General features: G+C 55.7%; 19 protein-coding genes and 1 pseudogene. 13 read left to right on the top strand and 7 right to left on the bottom strand.

Translation table 11 applies throughout. The features are described from left to right. Positions 1-153, bottom strand: a pseudogene (locus ENN66_01555) (IS256 family transposase). Between the two features lie 234 nt (positions 154-387). Here ENN66_01555 and ENN66_01560 point away from each other — a divergent pair. Beyond that, positions 388-1,476 (top strand): alpha/beta hydrolase, encoded by a 1,089-nt coding sequence (locus tag ENN66_01560; protein HDS15309.1) that lies wholly within the window; start codon positions 388-390, stop codon positions 1,474-1,476. A 109-nt stretch (positions 1,477-1,585) separates the two neighbouring features. On the opposite strand, the gene ENN66_01565 is transcribed toward ENN66_01560, so the two are convergent. Further along, on the bottom strand, positions 1,586-1,981 hold the full coding sequence (locus ENN66_01565; protein ID HDS15310.1) for a glycosyltransferase: 396 nt from the start codon (positions 1,979-1,981) through the stop codon (positions 1,586-1,588). On the opposite strand from ENN66_01565, the gene ENN66_01570 reads away from it, so the two are divergent. The 7 genes from ENN66_01570 to ENN66_01600 all read left to right on the top strand — a co-directional run bounded on the left by ENN66_01570 (position 1,940) and on the right by ENN66_01600 (position 11,447). Beyond that, positions 1,940-3,142, top strand: coding sequence for an FtsX-like permease family protein (locus ENN66_01570; protein ID HDS15311.1), 1,203 nt, complete (start codon positions 1,940-1,942; stop codon positions 3,140-3,142). The two genes, ENN66_01565 and ENN66_01570, sit on opposite strands and share 42 nt — an antisense overlap. A gap of 82 nt (positions 3,143-3,224) precedes the next feature. Continuing rightward, on the top strand, positions 3,225-4,526 hold the full coding sequence (rmuC, locus tag ENN66_01575; protein HDS15312.1) for a DNA recombination protein RmuC: 1,302 nt from the start codon (positions 3,225-3,227) through the stop codon (positions 4,524-4,526). A 258-nt stretch (positions 4,527-4,784) separates the two neighbouring features. Then, positions 4,785-5,720: an ATP-binding cassette domain-containing protein gene (locus ENN66_01580; GenBank protein HDS15313.1), complete on the top strand. Its 936-nt coding sequence runs from the start codon at positions 4,785-4,787 to the stop codon at positions 5,718-5,720. A gap of 2 nt (positions 5,721-5,722) precedes the next feature. After that, positions 5,723-6,427: an ABC transporter gene (locus ENN66_01585; GenBank protein ID HDS15314.1), complete on the top strand. Its 705-nt coding sequence runs from the start codon at positions 5,723-5,725 to the stop codon at positions 6,425-6,427. Positions 6,428-6,517: 90 nt separating this feature from the next. Further along, on the top strand, positions 6,518-8,746 hold the full coding sequence (locus ENN66_01590) for an ABC transporter permease (protein ID HDS15315.1): 2,229 nt from the start codon (positions 6,518-6,520) through the stop codon (positions 8,744-8,746). A gap of 210 nt (positions 8,747-8,956) precedes the next feature. Further along, positions 8,957-10,003, top strand: a complete 1,047-nt coding sequence (locus ENN66_01595) for a DUF4340 domain-containing protein (protein ID HDS15316.1) — start codon at positions 8,957-8,959, stop codon at positions 10,001-10,003. Positions 10,004-10,103: 100 nt separating this feature from the next. Then, positions 10,104-11,447: a hypothetical protein gene (locus tag ENN66_01600; protein HDS15317.1), complete on the top strand. Its 1,344-nt coding sequence runs from the start codon at positions 10,104-10,106 to the stop codon at positions 11,445-11,447. Positions 11,448-11,473: 26 nt separating this feature from the next. Here ENN66_01600 and ENN66_01605 read toward each other — a convergent pair whose 3' ends face one another. The 4 genes from ENN66_01605 to ENN66_01620 are packed head-to-tail and all read right to left on the bottom strand — an operon-like array spanning position 11,474 to position 15,983. After that, a complete protein-coding gene (locus ENN66_01605; protein HDS15318.1) occupies positions 11,474-11,929 on the bottom strand; it encodes an N-acetyltransferase in 456 nt (151 codons plus the stop codon). Further along, positions 11,926-13,629: a DNA repair protein RecN gene (gene recN / locus ENN66_01610; GenBank protein ID HDS15319.1), complete on the bottom strand. Its 1,704-nt coding sequence runs from the start codon at positions 13,627-13,629 to the stop codon at positions 11,926-11,928. Before recN ends, ENN66_01605 begins: the two co-directional genes overlap by 4 nt. Positions 13,630-13,659: 30 nt before the next feature. Continuing rightward, positions 13,660-14,532, bottom strand: coding sequence for an NAD(+)/NADH kinase (locus ENN66_01615; protein HDS15320.1), 873 nt, complete (start codon positions 14,530-14,532; stop codon positions 13,660-13,662). Positions 14,533-14,588: 56 nt separating this feature from the next. Continuing rightward, positions 14,589-15,983 (bottom strand): DUF342 domain-containing protein, encoded by a 1,395-nt coding sequence (locus tag ENN66_01620; protein HDS15321.1) that lies wholly within the window; start codon positions 15,981-15,983, stop codon positions 14,589-14,591. Between the two features lie 102 nt (positions 15,984-16,085). Here ENN66_01620 and ENN66_01625 point away from each other — a divergent pair, with 102 nt between their 5' ends. The 4 genes from ENN66_01625 (at position 16,086) to ENN66_01640 (ending at position 23,237) form a co-directional block, all read left to right on the top strand. Then, positions 16,086-17,084 carry a M23 family peptidase gene (locus ENN66_01625; GenBank protein ID HDS15322.1) on the top strand — a complete coding sequence of 333 codons (999 nt, stop codon included), beginning with the start codon at positions 16,086-16,088 and terminating at the stop codon, positions 17,082-17,084. Positions 17,085-17,415: 331 nt separating this feature from the next. Then, a complete protein-coding gene (gene secA / locus ENN66_01630; protein HDS15323.1) occupies positions 17,416-20,073 on the top strand; it encodes a preprotein translocase subunit SecA in 2,658 nt (885 codons plus the stop codon). 153 nt (positions 20,074-20,226) lie between these two features. Then, positions 20,227-21,438 carry a bifunctional glutamate N-acetyltransferase/amino-acid acetyltransferase ArgJ gene (gene argJ, locus ENN66_01635; GenBank protein HDS15324.1) on the top strand — a complete coding sequence of 404 codons (1,212 nt, stop codon included), beginning with the start codon at positions 20,227-20,229 and terminating at the stop codon, positions 21,436-21,438. A gap of 218 nt (positions 21,439-21,656) precedes the next feature. Beyond that, complete coding sequence (locus tag ENN66_01640; protein ID HDS15325.1) at positions 21,657-23,237, top strand: AMP-binding protein; 1,581 nt, start codon at positions 21,657-21,659, stop codon at positions 23,235-23,237. 145 nt (positions 23,238-23,382) lie between these two features. Here ENN66_01640 and ENN66_01645 read toward each other — a convergent pair whose 3' ends face one another. Next, positions 23,383-24,528, bottom strand: a complete 1,146-nt coding sequence (locus ENN66_01645; GenBank protein HDS15326.1) for a hypothetical protein — start codon at positions 24,526-24,528, stop codon at positions 23,383-23,385. A gap of 623 nt (positions 24,529-25,151) precedes the next feature. On the opposite strand from ENN66_01645, the gene ENN66_01650 reads away from it, so the two are divergent. Beyond that, a complete protein-coding gene (locus tag ENN66_01650; GenBank protein ID HDS15327.1) occupies positions 25,152-25,451 on the top strand; it encodes a hypothetical protein in 300 nt (99 codons plus the stop codon). Positions 25,452-25,626: the final 175 nt, after the last annotated feature.

The raw sequence follows: 25,626 nt of genomic DNA on the forward strand, positions 1-25,626 counted from the left end.
AGCGGTGTCATTAGGGAATGAGCCTCGGTTTTTGGTCACTTTACGCAGTGACATGTTCAACGATTCGATGGCATTGGTCGTGTAAATGACCTTGCGGATATCTTGAGGGTAGGCAAAGAACGGAGTGATTCGCTCCCAGTTGCGCCGCCAGGACGGGGTGGGCTTGTTGCGCTTTGTGCGGCACTCGCCTCCTTTCTCGCGTCGGAGCCTTTGCCGCGATCGGCTTTATGGACCATCGGGAGTATCGTAAAATGCGGGACGTAAGAAGGGCCGGTATGGGGTTGCGGGACCCACTCCCGCACAGGTGAGGTTGTTGTTTTCAATTGAACGACAAACTCAGTCCGGGCGCGGGCAAGCGCGGCGGAAAAGCAGAAAGGGAGGAGCATTATGTACATCGTGACGAATCGTATTGTGGATGAAAGCAAACATTCTGAGCAGGAGGCTTTCGGCAAAATCCCCGCCGCCGGCCCCAATCAATTGCGCCTGGCTGAAGTTACCCGCAAGGGGGAAGCCTGGCATGTCGATGTTTTGCCGGATCTGCTTACTTCCCCGATGGCGACCAGCGTTGGACTTGACCCCGGCAAAACCTATCCCGCCAGCGCCTATGCGGCGCGCAAGCTTCTGGAGCGCTGTTCCGGCCATGGCGGGTCGGCAAAATCACCCACGGCCGGCAAGAATCTGTTGTTGTTTGTGCATGGCTACAACAACGATATGACCGCTGTGCTGAACCGGGCCGAACAGCTTGAGACGAATTATGGCGTGGAGGTGGTCTGCTTCAGCTGGCCGGCGAACGGCGGCGGACTGCACGGCCTACTGAGCTACAAGAGCGACAAACGCGATGCGCTGGCGTCCATCGGCGCCTTGGACCGGGTGCTGGAAAAAATGGAGGAATTGCTCAAGGAGTTCAACAATCAGTATGTGGCCGAGCTGGAAGCCAAAGCCGAAAAAAAATTCGCCGATAATGCGGAAGCCTGGGATCGCTACTTTGCCAAAGAGGTCCACAAGCGCTGTCCGTTCACCGTAAATCTTATGCTGCACAGTATGGGTAATTACCTGTTCAAGCATTTGCTTGAGAGCTCCACCTACAGCGCGGACCATCTGTTGTTCGATAACGTGGTGATGGTGGCCGCGGACACCAACAACAAGGATCATGCCGCCTGGGTGGACAGGATTCAGTGTCGTAACCGCGTGTATATCACGATCAATGAAAGAGACAGCGCGCTAAAGGCCTCGCGCATGAAAATGGGCGAGAAACAGCAGGCGCGGCTCGGGCATTATCTGAGAAAACTTGATTCCAGAGTGGCCACCTATGTTGATTTCACAAATCAGCCGCATGTCGGTGATTCCCATGCTTACTTTGAAGGTTCCGCGCTCGCCAACCAGAAGGTTGAGACGTTTTTCAGGACTGTATTGAACGGCGGAATCGGGGAAAACCCGGCTCGCTTTGATTTTGCTCGAAATGTCTATCGCTTGTGAACCCCAGCCGACAGGGCCGCGCCATCACGGTAGAGGCGCGGCGGCGCTAAGTGGGAAAAGTTCAGGGGGCGGCTGCCGGAGGTCGGATATTCGACTGGTTGGGCCGTGGTCAGGTACCTGGAAATGCGATTGAGGTTCCCGACAGCAGTCGGACCGGGCCCCGGGCCGGTCGCGGCGCCGGGGCGTGCGCGGCGGGCAGAGCGCGGAGAAAGATGTCGGTAACCTTCTCCCAGGTAAAATCCGCAGCCTGAAGCCGGCAGTCCCGGCGCTTGAGTTTGAGACAGTCGAGGGCGGCCTGGCGGAGATCGTGGCTGAGAAAACCGGTAATCCCGGGCTTGACGATAGCGGCCGGACCGGTCACCGGATAGGCGGCGATCGGCAGGCCGCAGGCCATGGCCTCGAGCATGACGACCCCGAAGGTATCGGTTTTCGAGGGAAAAACAAAAACATCGCCGCCGGCTACATGTCGGGCCAATTTCTCACCCTCTTTGAAACCGCAGAAGATTGTTCCGGGATAGTTTTTTTCAAGCCGGGCCCGATCGGGGTGGCCGCCGTTATCACCATGGTTATCCTGGGCAGCGGCGCGACCCTAAAGGTCTCAAGCGATATTTCCCGACTGGGCAGTAACCTTCTATATGTGCGCATGGGCCAGTTCATGCGCGGGATGGGCGGCGCTAGCACCAGCGCCCCGGCCTTTGTCGCCGCCGATGTCACGGCCATTGAAAACAGCGTTCCCGGGCTGTTGGCGGTGGCGCCGACGGCGACGGCCACGGCGCAGGCGATTGTCGGCGGCGCCAACTGGTCGACTTCGATTACCGGGACCTCCAACGCCTTTTTCACCGCGCAGGATTGGCAGCTCAAGGAGGGGCGGGTTTTCATGGAAACTGAAATGAAAGCCGGGAAGAGCGTCTGTCTGCTGGGCCGAACGGTGCGCCAGTCTCTTTTCGGTAATGAAGCGGCGGTCGGTCGGGTGATCCGTCTGGGAAAAATTTCCTTCAAGGTGATAGGCGAGCTGCAGGCCAAGGGACAATCCACTTTCGGTAATGATCAGGATGATATCGTGGTTATTCCTTTGCGTACGCTGCAGCGCCGAATCATCGGTAATAGCGACGTGAAGTCGATCATCGTGGCCGTCCGCGACGGCGTCGCCACGGAAACCGTCAAATATGATATCGAAAGTCTGATGCGTGAACGACGGCATATCACGGAGAGGCGGGATGACGATTTTAATGTGCGCGACATGAAGGAAATCATTGATACCCTGACCGGAACGACGACGGTCATGACCGCGTTGCTGAGCGCCGTGGCCGGCGTCAGCCTGCTGGTGGGCGGCATCGGCATCATGAATATTATGATGGTTTCGGTGACCGAAAGAACCCGAGAAATCGGCATTCGTCTGGCTATCGGCGCCCTGGAACGGAATGTGTTGCTCCAGTTTCTGGTGGAGGCCGTGGTGCTCGCCTGTTTCGGCGGCCTGATCGGCATCGTTGTGGGTTTGGTCGCCGCCGGTCTCGGCTCCCGCCTGATCGGCGTGCCCTTTGTTTTGCGAACCGGAGTCGTGGCCGCGGCCTTTTTCTTTTCCGGAGCCGTAGGGGTGGCTTTTGGTTATTTCCCCGCCCGGAAAGCCGCGCACCTGAATCCTATTGATGCATTGCGCTATGAATAAACCGCTTGCGGATGTTTCCGGTGCCCGCCGCAGGTCGAAAATCATAGCCGGGCGGAAACGTTGAATGGACAAGCTGTGGTCGATGGTTTGGTGTTCTCCCGCGGGAGTGGCGGCTGTATTGTCGCTGCTCTGTCTGCTGCTGTGGTTTCTGGTCTGGTGGCGGCTGGGCCGACGCCAGGATCTGGAAGCTCTTTTGGGCCGGGAGTTTCGCTTGCATCGCGAAGAAGCGGCGGCCGCGGCCAGACTTTTACGTGAAGAACTGGCTGCCGGGCAGAGCCGGGCCGGAAAAACTGTGCTGGCTGCCGTCGGCGAGCTCGGGCGTTTGCAGGGCGAGGGTCTGGGCGCGGTGGAACAACGGGTGCGGGAGTTGGCCGCGGCCAATGAAACGCGACTAGAACGGTTGCGCGAAGCCGTGGCGCGACAGCTGCAGGGACTCCAGGAAAATAACGATAAAAAACTCGAAGAAATGCGGCGCACGGTCGATGAGAAGCTGCAGAGCACCCTGGAAAAGCGCCTGGGCGAGTCTTTCCGACTGGTCAGTGAGCGTCTGGAGGCGGTGCAGCGTGGCTTGGGCGACATGCGTAATCTGGCGAGCGGGGTCGGCGATCTCAAACGCATGCTGACCAATGTCAAGGCCCGGGGCACCTGGGGTGAGTTTCAGTTGGGCGATATTCTCGGGCAGATTCTGACTCCGGAACAGTACGCTCGTAATGTTCAGCCCAAAGCCGGGAGCGGAGAGATCGTCGAATATGCCGTGCGTCTGCCGGGAAGCACCGCCGAGGCGGTGGTCTGGCTGCCGATTGACGCCAAGTTTCCCCAGGAGGACTATCAGCGTCTGCTCGAGGCGGCGGCGTCTGCCGATGCCGAGGCCGAGGAGAAAGCGACCGGGGCCCTGCTGCGCTCGCTGCAGGGGTCGGCCCGCGAAATCGCCTTAAAATATCTGGATCCGCCCCGGACCACCGATTTTGCCATCATGTTTCTGCCCACCGAGGGGCTGTACGCGGAGGCTTTGCGCCGGCCCGGACTGGTGGAAGCCCTGCAGCAGCAGTTCCGTATTGTGATTGCCGGGCCGACCACCTTGGCGGCGTTGCTCAACAGCCTGCGGATGGGATTTCGCACCCTGGCCATCGAGAAGCGTTCCAGTGAGGTCTGGAAACTGCTGGCTGCGGTCAAAACTGAATTCGAGCGTTTCGGCACAACTCTGGAACGGCTCAAGAAACAACTGGATACGGCCTCGACGACGATTGATAAAACCGGGGTTCGCACTCGGGCCATGGCCCGGGTGCTGCGCGAGGTGGAAGCCTTGCCGGAGACGGAAGCGGAACGTCTGCTTGCCCTGGAAAACGAGGGCGGGGCAGCCGAGGTTGACCGTGAAGGCCTTTAGCCCACAGCGGGCAAGCGGGGTTCCGGTTAGGAAAAATTAATCATTTGGGGTGGCCTTGAGGCTTGACATTTATGATGATTTGATTAAAATCGGCCCTTTCCCGAGAAGGGGCGCGGGAAAATTTGATGCAGGGTGGTGGGGTTTCCGGTGGGTGCTTTCGGGAACCTCAATTATTTTGTCTGCTCAGGGATGGGCATTTTTGTTTTTTATTGCTTTAGCGGAGGTTAGCTGTATGAGTGGAAAAGGGAGAACGGTAAAGTGATTGAAATTCAGAAATTAAATAAAATCTATGGCGATTTTCAGGCCTTGAGCGACCTTGTTTTCACTATCAAGCAGGGCGAGATTTTAGGTTTGCTCGGGCCCAACGGCGCCGGTAAGACCACGACCATGCGGATTCTGACCGGTTTTCTGCAGCCGACCTCGGGCAATATCACGGTTGGTTCATACAATGTGGTGGAGCATTCTCTGCAGATTCGCGGCCTGATCGGTTATCTGCCGGAATCGGCTCCGCTCTATGGCGACATGCTGGTGTATGATTATCTGGCCTATGTGGCCGCGATGCGGGGGCTGGAAGGCTCCGCCAGGGTCACGAGAATCGGCTCTCTGATTGAACTTTGCGGTCTGAAAGAGGTGGCCCACAAGGCCGTGCACGAGCTTTCCAAGGGCTATAAACAGCGGGTTGGACTGGCGCACGCGATGATGGGCGATCCGGAGATCCTGGTTCTCGACGAGCCGACCTCCGGGCTGGATCCGAACCAGATTATCGAAATCAGAAATCTGATCAAGGAGATCGGAAAACAGAAAACCGTGGTTTTTTCAACCCATATCCTGAGTGAGGCCGAAGCCACTTGTGACCGGGTCGTGATCATCAATCGCGGGCAGATTGTCGCCGACGGCGCGACCGCCAGTCTGGTGCATCAGTTCGGGGGCGGGGACGTAGTCGAAATCGTGCTTGAAAATGTGACCGCTGACGGAGTGCGTGAAAAGCTCGGTCGGGTTGCCGGGGTGGCTCGGGTCGAGGAATCGACGGATGAGGCCGGGCAGCTGAAGTTTACGGTGTTAAGCCAGGAGGCTCAGGATATTCGTGCCGCTCTTTATCAGGTGATTCGCGAGCAGGGCTGGAATCTGCTTGATTTTCATCGCCGGACCGAGACTCTGGAGAATATCTTTGCGCAACTGACAAGGGGAAATTGATCATGAACCGGACCATAACCGTTTTTCAGAAAGAGCTTCAGGGTTATTTCTTCTCTCCGATCGCCTATATCGTGATTACCACGTTCCTGCTGCTTTCGGGGTGGTTTTTCTTTTCCACGTTCTTTCTCTATAATCAGGCCGAGCTGCGCAATTTTTTCAGCCAGCTGCCGATTATTTTTGCCTTCGTGATTCCGGCCGTGACCATGCGTCTGTTTGCCGAGGAACTTAACAGCGGTTCTTTTGAGTTGCTCGCCACCCTGCCGATAACCAGGGCCGGGATCGTTGTGGGCAAATTTCTCGCGGCCCTGGTCTTTGTCGCCCTGATGCTGCTCCCGACCCTGGCCTACGCCTTCAGCGCGGCCCTGCTTGGCGATCTCGACTGGGGGCCGGTTTTCGGTGGTTATTTCGGGGCCCTACTGTTAGCCGGGGCCTACACCGGTATCGGCTTGTTGGCTTCTTCCCTGACCAAAAACCAGATTATCGCGTTTATCATCGGCATGGCTTTTTGTTTCATGCTGACCATTTTTGACCGCATGTTGTTTTTTGTTCCGGAAGGGGTTCTGCCGGTTTTTGCTTATCTGGGGGCGACAACCCATTTTCAGAACATCGCCCGGGGCATCGTTGATACTCGGGACCTGATTTATTTTCTCAGTGTTATCTTTCTCTCCCTTTATGTCACGGCGTTTGTGCTGAAAGAAAGAAATTAGCGCCCCGGCCGACCGTCTGCCCGGTTTGAAAGCCGAAGCCCCGGCCGGCCAGGAGCCCTTGCCCGCGGGTTTTACCCGCGTTAGGAGCTTATGATCGTGAAAAAAAATCCACAGTTTCCTCAAAACGGCCCTTTGGGCCGCTATGGTAAGGTTTTGCTGTATGTTCTGGTGGTGGTTCTGATCAATCTGGTTGGGGTTAATCTCTTTACCCGCTTTGATCTGACCGCCAACCGGGTTTACTCCCTGTCTCCGGTAAGCCGCGAAGTGGTGGCCACCCTTTCCGAGCCTCTGACCTTCAAGGTTTTTTTCAGTGCCAATCTACCGGCTCCCTATAACGGGGTGGAACGCTATGTCCATGATCTGTTGCAGGAATATGCCCTGGCCGGAAACCAGTATTTCAACTATCAGTTCTATAACCCCGGCGGCGACGACGAGTCCGCTCTGATCAATCAGGAGCAGGCGCGTAGTTACGGCATCCAGCCGGTGCAGATTCGCGCGATTGAGCAGGATGAGGTTAAGTTTCAGAAAGCCTACATGGGCCTGGTCATGATTCATGGCGATCTGGTCGAGACCCTGCCCGCGATCACTTCGACCGAAGGACTGGAATACCGGTTGACCACCGCGATCAAGCGTATGAACAACAAGATCAGCCGTCTGCTGGCCTTGCCGGAAAAGGTTAAAATCGAGTTGTTTCTCTCGTCTTCGCTGCAGGCGGTAGGTCCTTATCTGAATCTTAATGGTCTGGAAGACGTGCCTCGGAGGGTGGCGGAGCTGGTCGGCCGTCTCAATGGGCGGCTCTACGAGCGACTTGATTATGAATTCCTTGATCCTTCAAGCTCAACGGCCGCGGCCACCGCCGCCGTTGACAAGCAGATTATGGAACTCAAGTGGAAAGAGTTTCGGAACCGTCAGGGGCAGATCATTCCTGAAGATCATGGTTACGCCGGGCTGCGAATCTCCCTGTCCGGCGAAAGCCGGAGTCTGCCTCTGATTTCAGCGGTCAAGGTTCCGATTTTCGGTACCCAGTACATGATGGCTTCGGTTGAGGAACTCGAGGAAATACTCAATGTCGCGGTCGAGGATGTGATCGGGATCAATGAAAAGATCGGCTACCTGAGCAGTCACGGCACCCTTCCCCTGGAAGCGATGGCCATGCCGGGGCAGCCGCGTTCGGAAGCGGCCTCGCATTTTAACGTCCTACTCAGCCGCGAGTATGCCCCGGAGTCGGTGAGCCTGGAAAAAATGAGTTCGCTGGCCGGAATCCGAACCTTGATTATCGCCCGGCCGACGGAAAAATTTTCTGATTATGAACTGTACCTGCTGGATCAGTTTCTTTTGCGGGGCAATAAACTGGCGGTCTTCTATGATCCCTTCGATGAGCTGAAGCCCTCTCAGCAGCAGATGATGATGGGACAGGGCCCAAGCTATGTGCCGGTGCAGACCGGTCTGGAAAAACTGTTGGCGCACCATGGCGTAAAGATCGAGCCGGCCTATGTGCTTGATCAGGAATGCTTCAAGCAGCAGCTGCCACAGAACCAGGGCGGCGGAGAACAGCCCATCTATTTTGCCCCGTTGATTCAGAGCCGTCATATCAATAAGGACTATCCTTTTATTAGTAACATCAAGGGCCTGGTGATGCTCAAGGCGGCGCCTCTGGAGCTTGACGCAGACGCCCTGAAGGCCCGTGGCCTCACGGCGACTCGACTTTTTTCCTCATCGGATAAATCCTGGCTCATGCGGGGGCGGGTCGATCTCAATCCGATGTTCATGCAGCCCCCGGCTGAAGCCGACGCCTTTGCTTCCCACACCCTGGCCGCTTTACTGGAGGGCTCCTTCGGCAGTTATTTCAGCGGGCAGCCGCTACCGGAGAAACCGGCTGAGAAGATCGCTGAAACTCAGGATGAAGCTGAGAACCAGGACGACAGTGCGGCGGCTAAAGCACCGTCGCAGAATCCGCTGCTGACCGAAGGGCTTTTGGAAAGCCATGGCGAACGGCTGGAAACGGGTCGGCCCGGCGCCCTGCTCGTGGTCGGCTCCGCCGATATTCTGCGGGATAATATTGTTGATGAGGCGGGTTCCACTCCTAATGCCCAGTTGCTGATGAATATGATCGATTACCTTAATGGGCGCGAGGAGCAGGCGGTGATGCGCAGCAAAACCCAGAGCTTTAATCCTCTGGTCAAAATTTCTCCGGAAAATCGTGCCCTGATCAAGGGGGCCAATCTCATTGGCCTGCCTCTGCTGGTGGTTCTGGCCGGCATCATGGCCTGGCTTAAACGCGGGGCCCGCCGCCGTAAACTGAAACAGAGGTTCAGTTAAGGGAAACAATCTGAGGCGCGGGGGTTGTTCTCCGCCTCGGTACTTCATTCAGGGATCATTTTCGTGTTGAAAAAAACAGGAAATGATCTGATGAAACTTATTTGCAACCCTCGGGAGTCGTCAGGTACGGGTCGAAAGCTTCGCTTTCGGGTTGCGGGGGCAGCCTCCGTATGAGATAACTTTAACTCTGAGCAAATCAAGGTGAAAACCATGAAAAAAGAATTTTTGCTTTTGCTGGCGGTGATTGTCGGGCTTGGCGCACTGCTTTTTTATCAGAAAAAGGGCAAAACCAATTATCAGTTGCCTCAGCTGTCGGCTTTCAGCGAGGTCGCGGACCGCTTGCTTCTGGAAAAGGGTAAGGAACGGATTGAGCTGCGCCGGGAGGATGAAATCTGGTTGATCGGCGCGGAAAAGTATCGGGCCGACGGCACCCGGGTTGCCTCGATGCTTGATAAACTGAAAGAGCTGCAACCGGTGGCCCTGATCTCTGAAAAAGGCAACTACCAGCTGTATGAACTTGATCCGGAAAAAAGAATAAGCGTGGCCCTGTATGCCGGGGATAAACTTCTGCGGCGGCTGGAGATCGGCAAGAGTAGTGCGTCGTTGCGCCAGAGCTATATACGGTTAGGTGAAGACCCCAGGGTTTATCAGGTGTTGGGCAACCTGCAAAGTAATTTTTTTACCACGCTTGATGACCTTCGGGATAAACAGGTGCTGAGCATCACCCCGGAACAACGGGAAAGCCTGAATGAAATTGTTCTGGAAAGATTTGCGGACGGAAAGTTTGAAAGTTTGAAAATGATTCGCCTGCCGCTGGAAAACCAGCCTGTGGACGAGGGCCGGACCGAGTCGGAAACCCCGGCTGAGACCGGGGCCGCAGACCCGGCCGGCGGGCTTTCCACCGCCTCCGCCCCGGTACCGGGAAGCCCGGAGTTAAGCGGTTGGCAGCTGCCCGATGGCAGCCCGGTGACGGCCTCGGCGGTGGCGGAATTGCTTGATGGCCTGGCGGGGCTCAAATGTGAAAGCTTTCTGGCTGAACGCTCCGGTGCCGAATTCAGCCGGCCTTGTTATGAATTCATCCTGCGCGGCGCGCAGGATGAATTCAGACTCGCTCTGTTGGCGTCGGAGGATGGCGGATATCCCGCCGTTTCTTCGGCCGTGGCGGAGCCGTTTCGCCTGTCTTCCTGGAAAGGGGAGCGCCTGATCAGGGATTTTGCCGTTTATACCGGGCCGCGGCCGCAATCGTCCGGCCGTTGACGGGGCCTGGGCTTTTGTCGGTTCAGAAGGGGCGCCCGCAGTTCTGCGGGCGCTTGATTGTCGGTTGGTCAATCTTGCCGCGGCCCGAATTTGAGTGATCTTGTTGCGAAATAATCCCTGGTTAATCTGGCGGGCCCGACTGGCCGGCGCAGAGTTGCCTCGATTCTGGGCTCTGGGAGCTTGGGGCGGGGTGGTTTTTCTTCTGCTTCTAGGCCTGGGGTTGTACCGGATGGGACTGCCCCTGAAAAAAGTTCCCTTGTTGCTGGCTGAAGATTTCAGCTCTCCGCTTGAACCGGCGGTCTGGCAGCAGGCGGTCACCGCAACCGAACTGGCCCAGCTGGTTCCAGACCGTTATTTCTCGGCTTCCGAATGCAAAACCACCCTGCCCGCGATTTCAGCCGCGGGTCTGCCCCTGACGGTTTACACTAGTATTGATCCTGAATTGCAGAAATTATTGCAGCTCTTGCTGCACCGCTACAAGCCTCAGATCGGCGCCGGGGTACTGCTTGATCTGGAAAGCGGAGCGATCAGCGCCATGGCCGAATATCGGCATGCGGACGAGGCCGGGCGGATTGTTGATGCCGATGTGGGTCCACTTTGTCTGACTCCGATTTTCCCGGCGGCTTCACTGTTTAAAATCGTCACTGCTTACGGGGTCATGGAAAAATCCGGCGTGGCCGGTAACGCCCGTTATCCGGTGATCGGCCGCTATCATACCCTTTACAAATATCAGCTGGGTCTGGCCACTTCCCGCTATCGTTTCCGTGAGCAGCACCTCTCTCTGGAAGAGGCCTTTGCCCGGAGCGTCAATCCGATTTTCGGGCGTTTCGGGGTTGATCTTTTCGATGCCGAAGAACTGCTTGAACTGGGCCGTAAATTTGCCTTTAACCGCCCGCTTGAGTTCGATCTGGAGCTTCCGGCCAGCAAACTGGCGGTCACCTCGAATCCCTACCGCCGGGCCGAAGCCGCCAGTGGTTTTATCAAAAGCACGACAATTTCGCCTCTGCATGCCGCCCTGCTGGTGGGGATGCCGGTTGCCGAGGGGCGACTGTTGCGTCCTTATCTGGTCGAACGGGTGGTTGCCGCCGACGGCGGCGAAATGTTTTATCGCCAGGAGGAAAGGCCGCAGGTTTGTCTGGAGGATCAAAAGGCCTGCGTCGAGCTTGTCGGGATGATGCGGGCCACGGTCAAATACGGTACCGCCAGCAAATCCTTTCAGCACCTGAAACGGAAAAAGGTTTACGCTGACTGGGATATCGGGGGTAAAACCGGCAGTCTGGACATGCCCGACAGCGGACGCCGCTGTGAATGGTTCGCCGGTTTCGGTAAGGATCCGCGCCACGGTCGGTCCGTAGCCGCGGCGGTGGTGCTCGTCCATGGTGAATTGCGCACCATCAGCTCGGCTTTCATCGCGGCGGAGATGCTGGCGGCCGCCCTGCAATGAAAAAAAGCCGGAGCTAACTCCGGCCCTTAAACCTGCAGAGTTTTAATCATGGCGATTTCGTCACAGTCGGGAAATTTGACGCAGCTCAGGCAATCGCGCCAGACCTTGTGAGGCAGGAGGTTTTTGTCGGTCACCTGATAGCCCTGACGGGCGAAGAAGTTTTCCTGGTAGGTCAGCGTGAAAACCCTTTGCAGGCCCAGACGCCGGGCCTCGGCCTCGCAGGCGCTGACCAGCCGGCTGCCGATCCCCTGCTTCGTTGCGGGCGGCAGGACCGCCAGGGAGCGGATCTCTCCGAGATCGTCCCAACAGACATGCAGCGAGCTGACCCCAAGAATGCCGTTTTCGGAATCGTCGACCACAAAATCGCGGAGATTGTCGTAGAGGTCGTTGAGGGAACGGGGCAGCAGCAGCCCTTGTTTGGCATAGTGATCAAGGGCTTTCTGAATGATTTTGACATCTTTGATCAGGGCTGGTCGAATCATTTCCGTCCTCCCTTGCCGGCTTCTGCCCGCAGAGCCCGGGCGTGGTCGAGGGCTTCCCGAGTGATCTTGCCGCTGCTGCCCATGCGGGCCAGCTCTTCAATGACGGCGGTTTCCGATGCCAGACTGATTTCGTTGAGCATGATGGTGGTTTTCTCCTCCTCGGGGCAGCTTTGTTTATTGATTACATAATGCTGGTCGGCGTGGGCAGCGACCTGGGGCAGGTGCGTGATGGTAATGACCTGGCAGTTGCGCGCGATGGCGGCGATCTTGCGTCCGACCGCGCCGGCCGCGGCGCCGCCGAGACCGGTATCGATTTCATCGAAAATCATGGTGGGCAATTCAGCGCGGGCGGCCGCGGCCGTGCGCAGGGCCAGCAGCAGGCGGGAGAGCTCCCCGCCGGAGGCGATCTCTCCGAGCGGTGCCGGAGCGCTGCCGGGATTGGCGGAAAAAAGAAAATTGACCTGGTCGGCGCCCGTGGCGCTACAGGTAGTTTTTTCCAGGCTGATTTGAAATCGTGCCTGGGCCAGATTGAGATCGCGCAGATGGCCGCTCACGGTTTCTTCAAGCAGTTTCGCTTGCGCACTTCGAGTCTGGCTTAAAGCCTCGGCCGCCGCCTCCATTTTCCCCTGCTTGGCGGCCAGCTCCCGCTGCCGGCGCCCGCTTTCCTGGTCGCGCTGTTCCCAGCGGCTAAGTTTTTCGGTAAGTTCCTTTTCCAACGCCAATAGACCCTGAATGTCGGTGGCGAATTTTCTTTTCAGACGTTCGAGCTGAGCCAGACGGGTTTCGGTTTTTTCTATGGTTTCTTCGTCAATCTCCAGACCGGCAAGATATTTCTGTTGGTCCCGGTTGATTTCCTGCAGGCGATCAATGATGTCGGTAAGCAGTTCCCGGGTGACCGGAGCCTGCTCATCCCGGCGGGAAAGTTCATCGCTGATTTCCTGCAGCCGGTAGCAACGGTCCAGGATCGAGCCCTGACCACTGTAGCAGAGCTGATCGGCTTCCCGGGCCAGTTCCTGCAGCCGGCCGATCTGCTGGTACTGGCGGCGTCGGTGCAACAATTCGGTCTCTTCTTCGGGATCAAGCTGGGATGCATTGAGTTCCGTCAGCTGATGGCTCAGATAATCCATCTGCCGGGCGGCTTCCTGGAGTTCCTGTTGCCATTGGGTAAAAGCCTGCCGCTGCCGGCGAAAATCCTCAAAAAGAAGCTTGTATTCCCGGCGTTGGCTGGTCAGGCCGCCGAAACTGTCGAGTAATTTCAGGGGTTGGCTTGCGGCCCGTAGTTCATGCTGTTGATGCTGGTCGACAAATTCCAGCAGCCGGCCGGCCAGGTCGGACGCCGTGGCGCCGGTGGTCGGTTGATCGTTAAGGTAGATGCGGTTGGTAAGCCCGCCGTCGCGCCGGCGCCCGATCTGCCGGCGCAAAATGATTTCCTCCGGCTGCTCGCCCAGACCGCTGGCTGCCAGACGTTGATGGAAGGCCGGGTTTTGAGGCGCGGAAAAAATCGCGCTGATCGTGACCGGCCGCTCTTCGGCCAGGAAAATATCAGATTCCGAAAGGCCTTCGAGCAAGGTTCTCAGGGCTCCGATGATGATCGACTTGCCGGCTCCGGTCTCGCCGGTCAAAACCGTCAGTCCAGGGCCGAATTCACATTCGATATGATCAATCAGTTTGTAGTTGCTGATACTCAGTTGTTTTAGCATGGCGTGTAGGGATGATTTTGAATGTTTATTTCAGGTTTCCAGATTCTGATAGCGTTCTCCCCATTTGAGCTTGTTACGCAGGACCTCGAAATAGGTTTTGCTGGGGGAGGTGACCAGCTTGATGTTATGCTCGGCCCGGGTGATGGTGATGCGGTCCAGAGACCGCAGGGGAAATCCGGTTTGTCCATCCAGGGTGACAAAGACATCGTCACTGTCGATTGAGGTCAGAGTGGTTTCGATGGTGACATTCGGGGCGACAATGAGAGGCCGATTCGAAAGGGTATGGGGACAGATCGGGGCGATCGTGATGCAGTCGAGGGTCGGATAGACAATGGGACCGCCGGCGGACAGGGAATAGCCGGTCGAACCGGTCGGGGTTGAGAAAATCAGGCCGTCGGCTTTGAAATTGTTGACCAGGTTGCCGTCGATGACGGTTTCAAGGTCAATAATCCGAGCCATGGCTCCCTTGTTGATGACCACGTCATTGAGAACGTTGTGAGTGGATGGCGGCAGACTCCGACGATGGAGGACCACCTTCAGAATCATGCGGGTGCTGAGGTTGAAATTGCCGTTCAGAACCTCCTGCATCACCGGAAAGAGCTCGTCCAGGGTGATCGCGGTCAGGAAGCCGAGCCCACCCAGGTTCACGCCCAGCAGCGGCAGGTCGCGACGTGAAATGTGTCGGGCGATGCTGAGCAGGGTGCCGTCGCCGCCGAGAACGACAATCAGGTCGGCGTTCCCGGTGATCGAGTTTTTGTCGGCCTTTGCCAGGTACAGCTCCGCCGCCAGTTCCTCTTCGCAGAGAACTGCAACTTTTCGCTCGCGCAGCCAGAGTCCCAGTTTGACCCCGATTTCCAGGGCCCGGGCGCTTCTGCGCTTGGTGACAATCCCGATTTTTCGCATGCCTGCTTCATAGCACAGGCCGAAAAGCGAGTAAAGCGGAAAGGCTGAACCTGAGGCTAGCGGAGATATTCAAAGGTGATGACCTTTTCCCGGTTGTCGAAAAAAAACTCAAGCGGTCCGTTGTTTTCCCGTTTGACTTCGTAAAGCTCCTGGCCGATCTTGATGACGGTTCCCGGGTAGACGCGTTTTCTGATCGTGACCCTGGATTGGAGACCGAGTTCGATCATCTTCTCAAGTTCATGCTTTTTATGTTTCAGGCGGCTGATATCGTTTTCCAGGGTTGCGTACTGCTGAAAAAGCTTTTCGGCCTGGGCGCGGCTGGCCTCCGGTACCAGGGAAATATCCTTTTTTATGAGCGCCTGCAGCCCCATTTGATCAATGATGGCGAATGACCGACTAGTCAGAGGTTCCATGAATTCCTCGATCTTTTTTATTCTGCCTTTGAGTTCCTTGTTGCCGCCGACCTCAATGCGGACGTTGCTGCCTTGGTCGCTGCCGAGTTCTGTGCAGGTGACCCCGTTAAAAGCCGTGATCCAGCAGTCGCCGGTAATCATTTCCCCGCAGGTCACGTTCTTGGCGGCGACTATCCGGCTGTTGATAATGTGTTTGTTGACGTTGAGGTTGCCGCCGGTCTGCAGATGACTGACCCCGGAAATAAAATCGCAGGCCAGATCGCCGGCCACCGCGATTTTCTGATGGTCGGCGCCGATGATGCCGCCTCGGACGAGCAGGTTACTTCGGGTGCGGACCGAGCCGCTGAGGGTGTTGCCGATGGTTACATCCGAGTTGGAGATAACATGGAATCCGGCCAGCAGATTGCCGCCGATTCTGATCGGGCCTGCGAATTCGATGTGGCCGGTTTCGAGATCGACATCGCCGTCCACGGTAAGGCTGTTTTCGATGCTCAGGACTTTGTTGTTGAGGAGCGGGCGGCCGCAGGTTTCGGCCTTGAAGAGTAGTCGATGTTCCTCGCTTTCCAGCCCAACCCCGGTGCCGGCGCTGTATTTGATCAGGGGTTGCAGGGGGGCGCAGGCGACAATGGTGCCGTCGACCAGGCGTCCGGGTGCGCCCTCACGGCCGAGAGTGACGATGAGCAGAGGGTCGCCGATATCGAAGTATCTGATGGTTCCCTTCTTTTTGTAGTCGATCTTGTCGTTACCTCGCAGTTGACCGATATTCTTGCCACTGGAAAAATGAAACTGATATTGGTGTTGAATGGTTTCTCTGACCGGTATTTCCATGGCGATGATGGTTGAGGCAGGTTGTTCCGGATTCTGATTGAAACGCACGATGATGTCTTGAAGATTTTTCTTGCTGATTCCCGAGACGATGTTGTTTAATTTAAGGGCTCCGGCCAGTTGCCCGGCGCTGACTTTCGGTTCTCCCTCCTGGTCGGGGAGGATGGTCAGCCGGGCTTCGGTTTTTGTGGCATTAACCTCGATCTTGATCATGATCGTGTTCCTTGTTCTGTCGTAGGTATACCGGGCTCTAAGCTTTATCGGTCCGGGCACCGGAAGCTAAAATATTGACATCTGGGCTGGATTTTGCTATTAATGGCCGTTATTCTGCAAAAGATTTCTCTGCGCCTTTTTCGGCCGCGGTCAAGATGGAGATATGTCGTTTCGATGAACCGAGAAGATCAATATACGCTGGTTGTTTTTCGCAGTGGCAAGGGTGTGCACCGCAAGCTGACGCTTCCGGTCAGGCAAATTAAAAGGTTTTTCTGGCTGGCGATGCCGCTGGTCAGCGCGGTTTTTATCGGGGCCCTGGTGGCGATCGCCCTGTATCTTGTCAATCTGCACAATATCAATGATTACGCTCGTTTGGCAAGTAAAAATCGAGAGCTTGAAAAACAGGTTGTTTTTTTCTCCCAGCGCGTGGCCGATCTCAACGACAAAGTTCTGCATCTGCGCCAGAGTAATGCTAAAATCAAGGTTCTGGCCAATCTCGCGGTGGTGCCGGAAAGCCTTGATCTTCGCGGCGTCGGCGGCCCCGATCCGCTGGCCAGCGCGCTGACGGTTTCCAGCCTCGACGAGGAACGCAAGGCGCAGCTTGCCGCGATGCATCGCGAACTGCAGCGGCTGGAGCTGGAAATTGCGGCGGAGGAGAATGCCCTCGGTTGTCTCAATAACCATTTAAGCGAACAACAGTCGCTGCTTAATTTTACCCCGTCAATCTGGCCGGTACGCGGCTGGATCAGCTCTCCGTTCGGTTATCGTTCCTCTCCCTTTACCCAGCGGCGGGAACTGCATAAAGGGGTTGATATCGTCAACCGGGTCGGCACGCCAGTGGTCGCGACCGCTGATGGACGGGTGGTTTTTGCCGGTCATCAGAGCGGTTACGGCAAGCTGGTCACAATTGATCATGGTCTTGGTAAAATCACCAGGTATGGACATCTCTCGCAGATCGGCGTGAAGAACGGAGATGCCGTGGTGCGTGGTCAGGAACTAGGTAAATTGGGCAATACCGGGCGCAGTACCGGTCCTCACCTTCACTATGAGGTGGTTGTGGACGGTAAGGCGGTGAATCCGGTTGAATTTCTTCTGGATTAGTAGCTTGCAGGTTATTTTCTGGTTTTTTTAACGTTTTTCAGATAACAAACACAAGAAAATGTTAAGTGCTTCACGGGTTATCCCCGAAGGGGATGTCCTGATGAAGAAACTTATCCAGCTCTGCTGGGTCTGGTAAGAGTACTTATTTGTAACCAAAGGAAATACCTTTAGGTACGGGCCGTGAAGGTCCCTTTGGGTTGCGGGATTTATTCCCGCATTAGGGCTTGACCTGAGAGACGCGCCTGGTTTTCGGGCCGCGTACAGTTGTCCTCGTGAAGCGTCGTCAGGCGTCTTTTCGCGGGGATTTTTTTTGAAAGGTAAGTGATTTAAGATGAATATTCTGAAAAAGATCTTTGGCAGCAAGAATGATCGGGAAATCAAGGGTATGCAGCCCTTGCTGCATTTGGTAAATCGCGAGGAAGCCGGCCTGAAAACCCTTTCCGATAGCCGGCTGCAGGGCAAAACCGGTGAATTCAAAGAGCGCCTGACGCGGGGAGAGGAACTTCTTGATCTGCTGCCCGAGGCTTTTGCTGTGGTGCGGGAAGCCGCTTTACGAACCTTGGGGATGCGTCATTTTGACGCGCAGATCATGGGCGGTATCGTGCTCCACAAAGGTAAGATTGCCGAGATGAAAACCGGCGAAGGCAAGACCTTGGCCGCGACGCTGCCGGTGTATCTGAACGCCCTGTCCGGAAAAGGGGTGCATGTGGTCACGGTCAACGACTATCTCGCCCGGCGGGACGCCGCCTGGATGGGAAAGGTTTATGCGTTTCTCGGGCTTTCGGTCGGAGTTATTCTGCATGAGCTCGATGACCGCGAGCGCCAGCAGGCTTATGCCGCGGACATCACTTACGGGACCAATAACGAGTTCGGTTTTGATTATCTGCGTGATAATATGAAATTTTCTCTGGAGGATTACGTCCAGCGCCCGCTGCACTATGCGATTGTCGACGAGGTTGACAGTATTCTCATCGATGAAGCCCGGACGCCGCTGATCATTTCCGGGCCGACCGACGACAGCACCGATAAATACTATGTTATCGACAAGGCCATGCGCAAGCTGGTGCAGAGCAACCGGGAGCAGGAACAGATATCCGACTACGATGTTGATGAAAAAAGCCGTTCCGTGACCCTGACCGAGGCCGGCGTCGCCCGGGTCGAGGCTTTGCTCAAGGTCGGCAATCTTTTTGAGCCGGGCCAAATTGAAACCCTGCACCATGTCAATCAGGCCTTGAAAGCGCATGTCCTGTTCAAACGCGATGTCGACTATGTGGTCAAGGATGATAAGGTGGTGATCGTCGATGAGTTCACTGGTCGTCTGATGGATGGGCGGCGCTACAGTGACGGTCTGCATCAGGCCCTGGAAGCCAAGGAAGGGGTCAAGATTGAGCGGGAGAACCAGACCCTGGCCTCGGTTACATTTCAGAATTATTTTCGCATGTATGAAAAACTGGCCGGTATGACCGGCACCGCCGATACCGAGGCGGTGGAGTTCTCCCAGACCTACGGTCTCGGAGTGGTCGTGGTTCCGACCAATCGGCCGATGATCAGGAAAGATAACCCCGATGTGATTTTCAAGACCTCCAAAGAAAAATATAATGCCGTGGTCGAGGAAATCGTCGCTTGTCACAAGACCGGTCAGCCGGTTCTGGTCGGGACGATTTCCATCGAGGATTCGGAGTATCTGGGCACCGTTCTGCGCCGGCGCGGCATCAAGCATGAGGTGCTTAACGCTAAATTCCATGAAAAAGAAGCGGAAATAATCTCCCAGGCCGGGCGCTATGGAGCGGTGACCATTGCCACCAACATGGCCGGGCGCGGCACCGATATCGTGCTGGGGGGGAATCCGGAAATGATGGCGAAGGCCAAGCTGCGGGAGGAAATGACCCCGGAGGAACGGGAGCAAGTGCTTTCCGCTTACCGAAGCCAGTGTGAAACCGAGCGTCAGACTGTACTCGCGGCCGGCGGTCTGCATATTCTGGGCACGGAACGGCATGAATCGCGGCGGATCGATAATCAGCTCAGAGGGCGTTCCGGGCGTCAGGGCGATCCCGGCTCTTCTCGTTTCTATCTCAGTCTGGATGACGACCTGATGCGGATTTTCGGGTCCGAGCGGATTGCCAAGGTGATGGATACGCTGGGTATCGAGGAAGGCGAGCCGATTGAACACGCGATGATCTCCAAAGCCATCGAAAACGCGCAGCGGCGGGTTGAAGGGCATAACTTTGATATCCGCAAGCAGCTTCTCGAATATGACGATGTCATGAACAAGCAGCGCGAGACCATCTATTCACTGCGCCGCGAGATTCTGGGTAATGATGATCTGCGGTCCCTGGTTCTCGAATATATCGAGGATGTCGTCACGGAAATGTTGCATGCAGCGACCAGTGGCTCCCGGAATGCGGGAGAGTGGGACTTCAATTCGCTCTCGTTGGGGCTGTTGCGTTCCTTTGCCCTGTCGGTGGATCTTGGCCCGGAGTCGGAACTGGCCGGGATTCAGGATGAAGAGCGTCTGCGGGAACGTCTGCAGGAACTGGTGCGGGTAAATTATGCCGCCCGGGAAGCCCATATGGGGCCGGAAACCATGCGCCAGCTGGAAAAAATCATTCTGCTGCATACCCTGGATAACCTCTGGAAGGATCATCTTTACGCGATCGATCAGCTCAAAGAAGGCATCGGTCTGCGTGGTTACGGTCAGAAGGATCCGCTGCGTGAATATCAGCGCGAGGGTTTCGAGATGTTCTCGAATATGATCGAACGAATCAAGGAGGATGTGGTCGGCCAGCTCTTTCATATTCAGGTAACTCGCGAAGAAGAGGTGGAAGAACTGGATCAACAGGCCCGCCATGAACAGGAAATGGTGCTCTCGCATGGCGGGCGCACCGAAGATGGTAAACGCAAGCCGGTGGTCAGCGGAAGCAAGGTCGGGCGCAATGATCCCTGTCCCTGTGGTAGCGGGAAAAAATATAAAAAATGTTGCGGCCAGTAAGCCCCTCCGTTTATCTTTCAGGTGAATCTGTTTCCGGCAGGCAGTGGGGTCTGTTTGCCCGGCAAGCTGCGCGTACGCAGCGGTCGCGGTCGGATTTGCCGGGCTCGGCCAAGGATCAGTCTTGTCTGTAACTTCTGGAGATAATTAATTGTCATGGAAAAAAAGATGCAAATCTGTCTGGGGTTTAAATTCGCCGGAATTCATTGCGGTCTGAAAAAGGCCGAGGATGCTCTTGATCTGGCCCTGATTCTAAGCCAGACGCCGGCGACTGCGGCCGCAACCTTTACCACCAATCGTTTTCCGGCGGCACCGGTGATTTATGGTCGTCGCCAGCTGGCGGCCGGGGAGAGTCTGCGGGCGGTGCTGATCAACAGCGGCAATGCCAACGCCTGTACCGGTTCTCAGGGTGAGATCGATGTCCTGAGCGTGGCTGAATTTCTGGGCGCGGCTTTAAATATCAAGGCGGCCGAGGTTTTTATCTCTTCAACCGGAGTCATCGGCGAACCCTTGCCGGTAACCAAGATTCTCAAAGGGATTGAAAAGCTGGTTGACGGCGTTAAGATTCCTGGCGATCCGGTGATAACCTTCGAACGGGCCGTGCGGGCGATCATGACCACCGACCGGTTTCCGAAAATGGTCGCCTGTCAGCTTGAAACCAGTCAGGGACGGGTGACGATTAACGGTTTCGCCAAGGGAGCCGGGATGATTCATCCGAATATGGCGACCATGCTGGCGTACCTGCTGACCGATGCCAAAATTGAAAAGAATACCTGGCAGGCGTTGCTGAGCCGGGTCGTGGAGCATAGCTTTAACCGGATCAGTGTCGACGGGGATATGAGTACCAACGACACGGTCCTGGCGCTGGCCAATGGGGCCTCGGGTAGTTTCCTGACGACGGCCGCCGATCTGGAATTGCTGGAAAACGCGCTTTTGCAGATGACGCAAGAACTGGCTTATATGATGGTCAAGGATGGCGAAGGGGCCACCAAGGTGGTCAAGGTTATGGTTACCGGGGCGCCTTCGCCGACGGCGGCGGAAAAAATCTGCCGCGCAGTGGCTAATTCGTCCCTTGTGAAAACCGCTTTTTTCGGTCAGGATGCCAACTGGGGACGGATTATCGCCGCGGTGGGTTACGCCGGGGTCGATCTGCGGCCTGAACTGGTTAATATCGATTTCGATCAGGTGCGGGTTGTCAGCGGCGGGGTTCGCGATCGGGATTATCGTGAGGAAATGGGGGCTGCGGTCCTGCGTTTGCCGGAGTTTTCGGTGAAAATTGACCTGCAGTCAGGTGAAGATGAGTTCCTGCTGCTGACTTCGGACCTGACCCATGATTATATCTCGATCAATGCTGATTACCGGAGTTAGGTGGTGACCTCGGTGTGGGTTGCGGCGGCGTTTCGGCGTGACGACAAAAAATACCGGTGCGGTGAAAAAATAAATAACTTTCTGGGGGTATATTTTCGCGGTATACTTTTTGCTTAGTACAGGTTCATTTGATCTGGTGGATTTTTGAGCAAACAGCGGTTTTGAGGGGGCTTTCGGCCGCAAAAAAATCGGAAATTTAACCTGAGGAGTAAGAAGAGATGAATTATGCCAATTACGCCTGTCTGCATGCCCGGCATCTGCCGGAAAAGATCTGTCTGATTGAGCGGACGCCGGCGACCGGGGCTCGTCGCACCCTGACCTGGAAAGAATTCAATCAGGCGATTAACCGGGTTGCCAATTACCTGAAGCATGAACTCGGGGTGAGGCAGGGTGACTATGTCATGCACCTGCAGAACAACAGCCTGGAATGGTTAGTCAGTTACTATGCCGTTATCAAACTCGGAGCGGTGGTGGTGCCGCTTAACTTTCGATTTGTCGGGGCCGATATCAAGTTTGCGGCCGAAGTCTCCAATCCCGTGGTTTTTATTCTGGGTTCGGAATTCCTGTCTGTGGTTGAACCAGTTCGGGAAGCTTTGGGTACGATCAGACATTACATCTGTGTCGGTGATAAAATCGGCGCCGGCATGATTGATTTTAAGCTCCCGGCCGCTTATGCCGATACGTCCGAAGCCCTGGTCGAGGTGGCAGCGGATGCCGCTCTGGCCATGATGTTTACCTCCGGGACCACGGGCAAGCCAAAGCCGGTTCTGCATACCCATTTTTCTCTGAACAGCACGGCCATCGGCAACGGCATGAGTTATTTTGTCGAGAAAAATGATAATTATCTCTTCTTTCTGCCGCTTTATCACAGCGGTACGATGTTTCTCTGGGCTCCTTTCTATGCCACCGGCGCAACCGGCACTATTCTCCGCGATCTGCGCGACCCCAAATGGATTATTGAGGCTCTGGCCGAGGAAAAAGCCACCGATGTGCTTTTCGTCGTGCCGATCGCGGTGGCGATTCTTAATGCTATTGATAAAGGTGATATCAGGTTGGATGACTATGATCTTTCCGCCTGGCGTTATATGGAAATCGGGGCGCAGCCGGTGCCTTTCGAAGTTATGAAGCGGCTGGTCGAGGTTCTTCCCTGCGGCGTTTCCAATATCTACGGGATTACCGAAGGCGGCGGCGGCGGTACCTTTAACCTCTATCCGGACGAGGTCCTGGCGCGGCCCGGTTCGATCGGCAAGCCGACCTTCGGGGTTGAGGCCCGGTTGGTTGATTTTGCCGGCAATGAGGTCGGGCCGGAAGAAGTCGGCGAACTTATCTTCAGGACTCCGCGCATGATGAAGGGGTATTTCGCCAATCCCGAAATGACGCAGGAAACCCTTAAGGACGGCTGGCTTTATACCGGGGACCTGCTGAAGACCGACGCCGATGGTTATTTTTATATTGTCGATCGCAAGAAGGACATGATCACCAGCGGCGGGGAAAATATCTTTCCGGTCGAGATTGAGGATGCCCTGATGGAACATCCGGATATTGATGATGTGGCTTGTATCGGGGCGCCGGACGATCGTCTGGTGGAAATCGTCATGGCGATTGTTCAGCTCAAGGAAGGACGGACCATGACTGAGGATGATCTTCTCAACTTCGCCAAAACCAGGCTGGCAACCTATAAATTGCCGCGGGTGATCAAATTCGATCAGGTGATGCGCAATCCGACCGGAAAACTGATGAAACCTCAGATGCGGGAGCGTTATACCGGTCGTAAGGAGGCCTTCAAAAGTCTGGTCTAGACAGATCCTTTGCGGGTCCACGGACTGGCGGGATTGTTGTTGCCGGTGTGCGGGATAAGTTTTTTGTCCGGTTTGAAAAAACCAGGAAAGCCCGGTTGTTTTTCCCGGGCTTTCCTGGTTTCAGGCGCTGCAAACGGTCCGAAACTCAATGAATGACGAGGTTGATGTCGTCGTCAAAGGAGAATTCCGGGTCGGTGTTGGGCGTGTGGCAGATGGTACAGGTTCGCAGTTCGATCTTTTCGCCATACGGCAGAGCCGGATTTTGCCGGTGGGCCTCGGCCGGGCCGTGGCACTCCTCGCACTGAACATTGAAAAGATGTGGGGTGGCGGCCGGTGAAATGAAGCCTTCCTTGTCATGGTCGCGGCTGCCGGTGACATGACAGGGAAGACAGTCAGGGCAGAAATCCTTGCATTTTTTCTGCAGGCTGGCGTAGGCCTGGGCATGGCGGGAACGGCTCCAGGCGGCGACTATCTCGGAATGGCAGGGTTCACAGCTCAGGTTGCCGATATAAGGCACCTTGATTGTCGCCTGATTCTCGTGGCTCGCTTGAAGCTGTTCCTTCTCGATGTAATGCTGACGAAGCCAGACCTCGTAGTCGGCAACCAGATTGGCGACTTTCTGGTCGGCGGCGAAATCTTCCCTGTTGACCTTAATGATCTGGTGGCTTGCCGGTTTTCGGGCGGCGAAGTCCCAGTCCAGGCAGCCGATGGTTTTGCCATGGTTGTTATTTTTGAGCAGCCAGCAGTCGTTAATCTTTTCGGCCTCTGCGAAGGTGCCGCGTTGCGTGCCGAGAATGGCGAGGTCGAGTCCGGAATGTTCGCGCAGCAGATGGCGGGCTTTACTGTCGGAAAAATGCAGTACGGCCAGCGCGAGGTCATGAGGGATTTTTAGGATTTTTCCCAGGCTGGGAATCGGATCTGTAACGAAGAGGCCATGGACGGCCTTCTTTTCGAGGTCCGGATCAACCAGGGCGGTAATCAGGATCTTGCGCCCGTCAATCTCCAGGAGCCTGTGGGTTTCAATTCCCGGAACCGGCGCTCCTCCGAGGTTGGCGCAGACAATGGCGCCTCCGGGCACGCTTTCCTTGAGGGAAAGGATAAGTTGGCGGCCGTAGATCAGTTCCTGGTTGCCGGGAGCAAAGATCTCGGCCCCCATCATCTCATAACCTTGAAGCGCGGTCTTCAGAATGCGGCGGTTGACCTCGAAGTCATTTTTCGAGTTGCCCTGGGTCAGATTGCCGCAGTTGATGAGTAAAGCCGGCCCGGCTTCCCGGCGAAGCTGGTCAACCACCGTTTTTTGCCGGGCCAGACCGCCCGCCTGTTTTTTGTGTCAGCCGCAGAGTTTGACATAGCCGGAAAGTGATCCTATATAGATCAGGCGGAGACTGCTGGTTTCAGCCGGGCATCCGGAGGGAATCAACCAGCTGCAGGCAACGGCAATTAAGAGCGTGAGGAAGAATCCTTTTTTTCTCATAGCCTACCTTCAAAGGTTGCAACGCCCGGGGCGTTTTCCCGCAAACCCGGGTTTATGAAATAGCTATGGTTTCCCGGCTGAAAGCGCGATAAAATCGTTGATTTTGTAATGCATTGAAGGACAATTTTCAAGATAAATTATTCCGGGTTGGTTTCGGGGTGTCACCTGTATCAACCTCTGCGGTGCTTTGCCGGCGGAAAACCCCGGCAACGGGCCGAGATTTTCCGTTGTCATCAAAAAAAAGCCCCTTGCGTGATATTTGCAGAGGTGATTTTTGGGGAAATACTGCTTGCTGGGGGCGCTCAATGGCATTGTGCCTCAGCCCGTTCAACCAGAAAAATGCAGAACATTATGTTGTTTCTTTATTTGCTTCTTGCAGCTGGATGTTGTGACAGAAAATCGAAACAAATACTTTTTGCGAGTCCATCACCTGAAATCTCATGAAAACGTCGCCTGAATTTCTATCTTTAAAGAATTTCCGCCTGAATTCCGTTGCCAGTTTTGCCGGGAAGCTAAGTCAGAAGGCGCAAGCGGAAGAGAGGCTTAAGCAAGTTGTGGCGAGACTGAAGGCCTTGGAGGCCGAAAAACAATGGCAGATCAAGAACGGAACCTGGGCCCACAGCTTCGATGATCTTCCCCGTACCAAGAAGGCCGGCCACCCCGGAACCCTTAGAGCAAGCCTCCAAGGATGGAAAAGAGTTGGGGAAAAGCTGAGAAACAGCCAGATGACTATGGACTAGGTGCGTCAGGCCACCCAGGCCGCCTACGGCCGCTACCAGAACAACGAAAAACTGAAAAAGGCGTTCAGGGAAGGCTTCAGTGAAGGCTCCCGGTAACGTTCAACAGTTGATGGGTGATTTCATCGAATCCATTCCGGCGGAAATCGAAGAAGGTGCCGAATGACCCTTGAAAACA

The organism is Pseudomonadota bacterium (assembly GCA_011049115.1).
In the GTDB taxonomy this organism is placed as follows: Bacteria; Desulfobacterota; Anaeroferrophillalia; order Anaeroferrophillales; family Tharpellaceae; genus DSCM01.

Bases quoted from the DNA above. Each gene is read 5' to 3' on its own strand.
- ENN66_01560 (HDS15309.1), top strand. From the start codon at position 388: ATGTACATCGTGACGAATCGTATTGTGGATGAAAGCAAACATTCTGAG.
- ENN66_01570 (HDS15311.1), top strand. From the start codon at position 1,940: ATGTCGGGCCAATTTCTCACCCTCTTTGAAACCGCAGAAGATTGTTCC.
- rmuC (HDS15312.1), top strand. From the start codon at position 3,225: ATGGTTTGGTGTTCTCCCGCGGGAGTGGCGGCTGTATTGTCGCTGCTC.
- ENN66_01585 (HDS15314.1), top strand. From the start codon at position 5,723: ATGAACCGGACCATAACCGTTTTTCAGAAAGAGCTTCAGGGTTATTTC.
- ENN66_01590 (HDS15315.1), top strand. From the start codon at position 6,518: ATGATCGTGAAAAAAAATCCACAGTTTCCTCAAAACGGCCCTTTGGGC.
- ENN66_01595 (HDS15316.1), top strand. From the start codon at position 8,957: ATGAAAAAAGAATTTTTGCTTTTGCTGGCGGTGATTGTCGGGCTTGGC.
- ENN66_01605 (HDS15318.1), bottom strand. From the start codon at position 11,929: ATGATTCGACCAGCCCTGATCAAAGATGTCAAAATCATTCAGAAAGCC.
- recN (HDS15319.1), bottom strand. From the start codon at position 13,629: ATGCTAAAACAACTGAGTATCAGCAACTACAAACTGATTGATCATATC.
- ENN66_01615 (HDS15320.1), bottom strand. From the start codon at position 14,532: ATGCGAAAAATCGGGATTGTCACCAAGCGCAGAAGCGCCCGGGCCCTG.
- ENN66_01620 (HDS15321.1), bottom strand. From the start codon at position 15,983: ATGATCAAGATCGAGGTTAATGCCACAAAAACCGAAGCCCGGCTGACC.
- ENN66_01625 (HDS15322.1), top strand. From the start codon at position 16,086: ATGGCCGTTATTCTGCAAAAGATTTCTCTGCGCCTTTTTCGGCCGCGG.
- secA (HDS15323.1), top strand. From the start codon at position 17,416: ATGAATATTCTGAAAAAGATCTTTGGCAGCAAGAATGATCGGGAAATC.
- argJ (HDS15324.1), top strand. From the start codon at position 20,227: ATGGAAAAAAAGATGCAAATCTGTCTGGGGTTTAAATTCGCCGGAATT.
- ENN66_01640 (HDS15325.1), top strand. From the start codon at position 21,657: ATGAATTATGCCAATTACGCCTGTCTGCATGCCCGGCATCTGCCGGAA.
- ENN66_01650 (HDS15327.1), top strand. From the start codon at position 25,152: ATGAAAACGTCGCCTGAATTTCTATCTTTAAAGAATTTCCGCCTGAAT.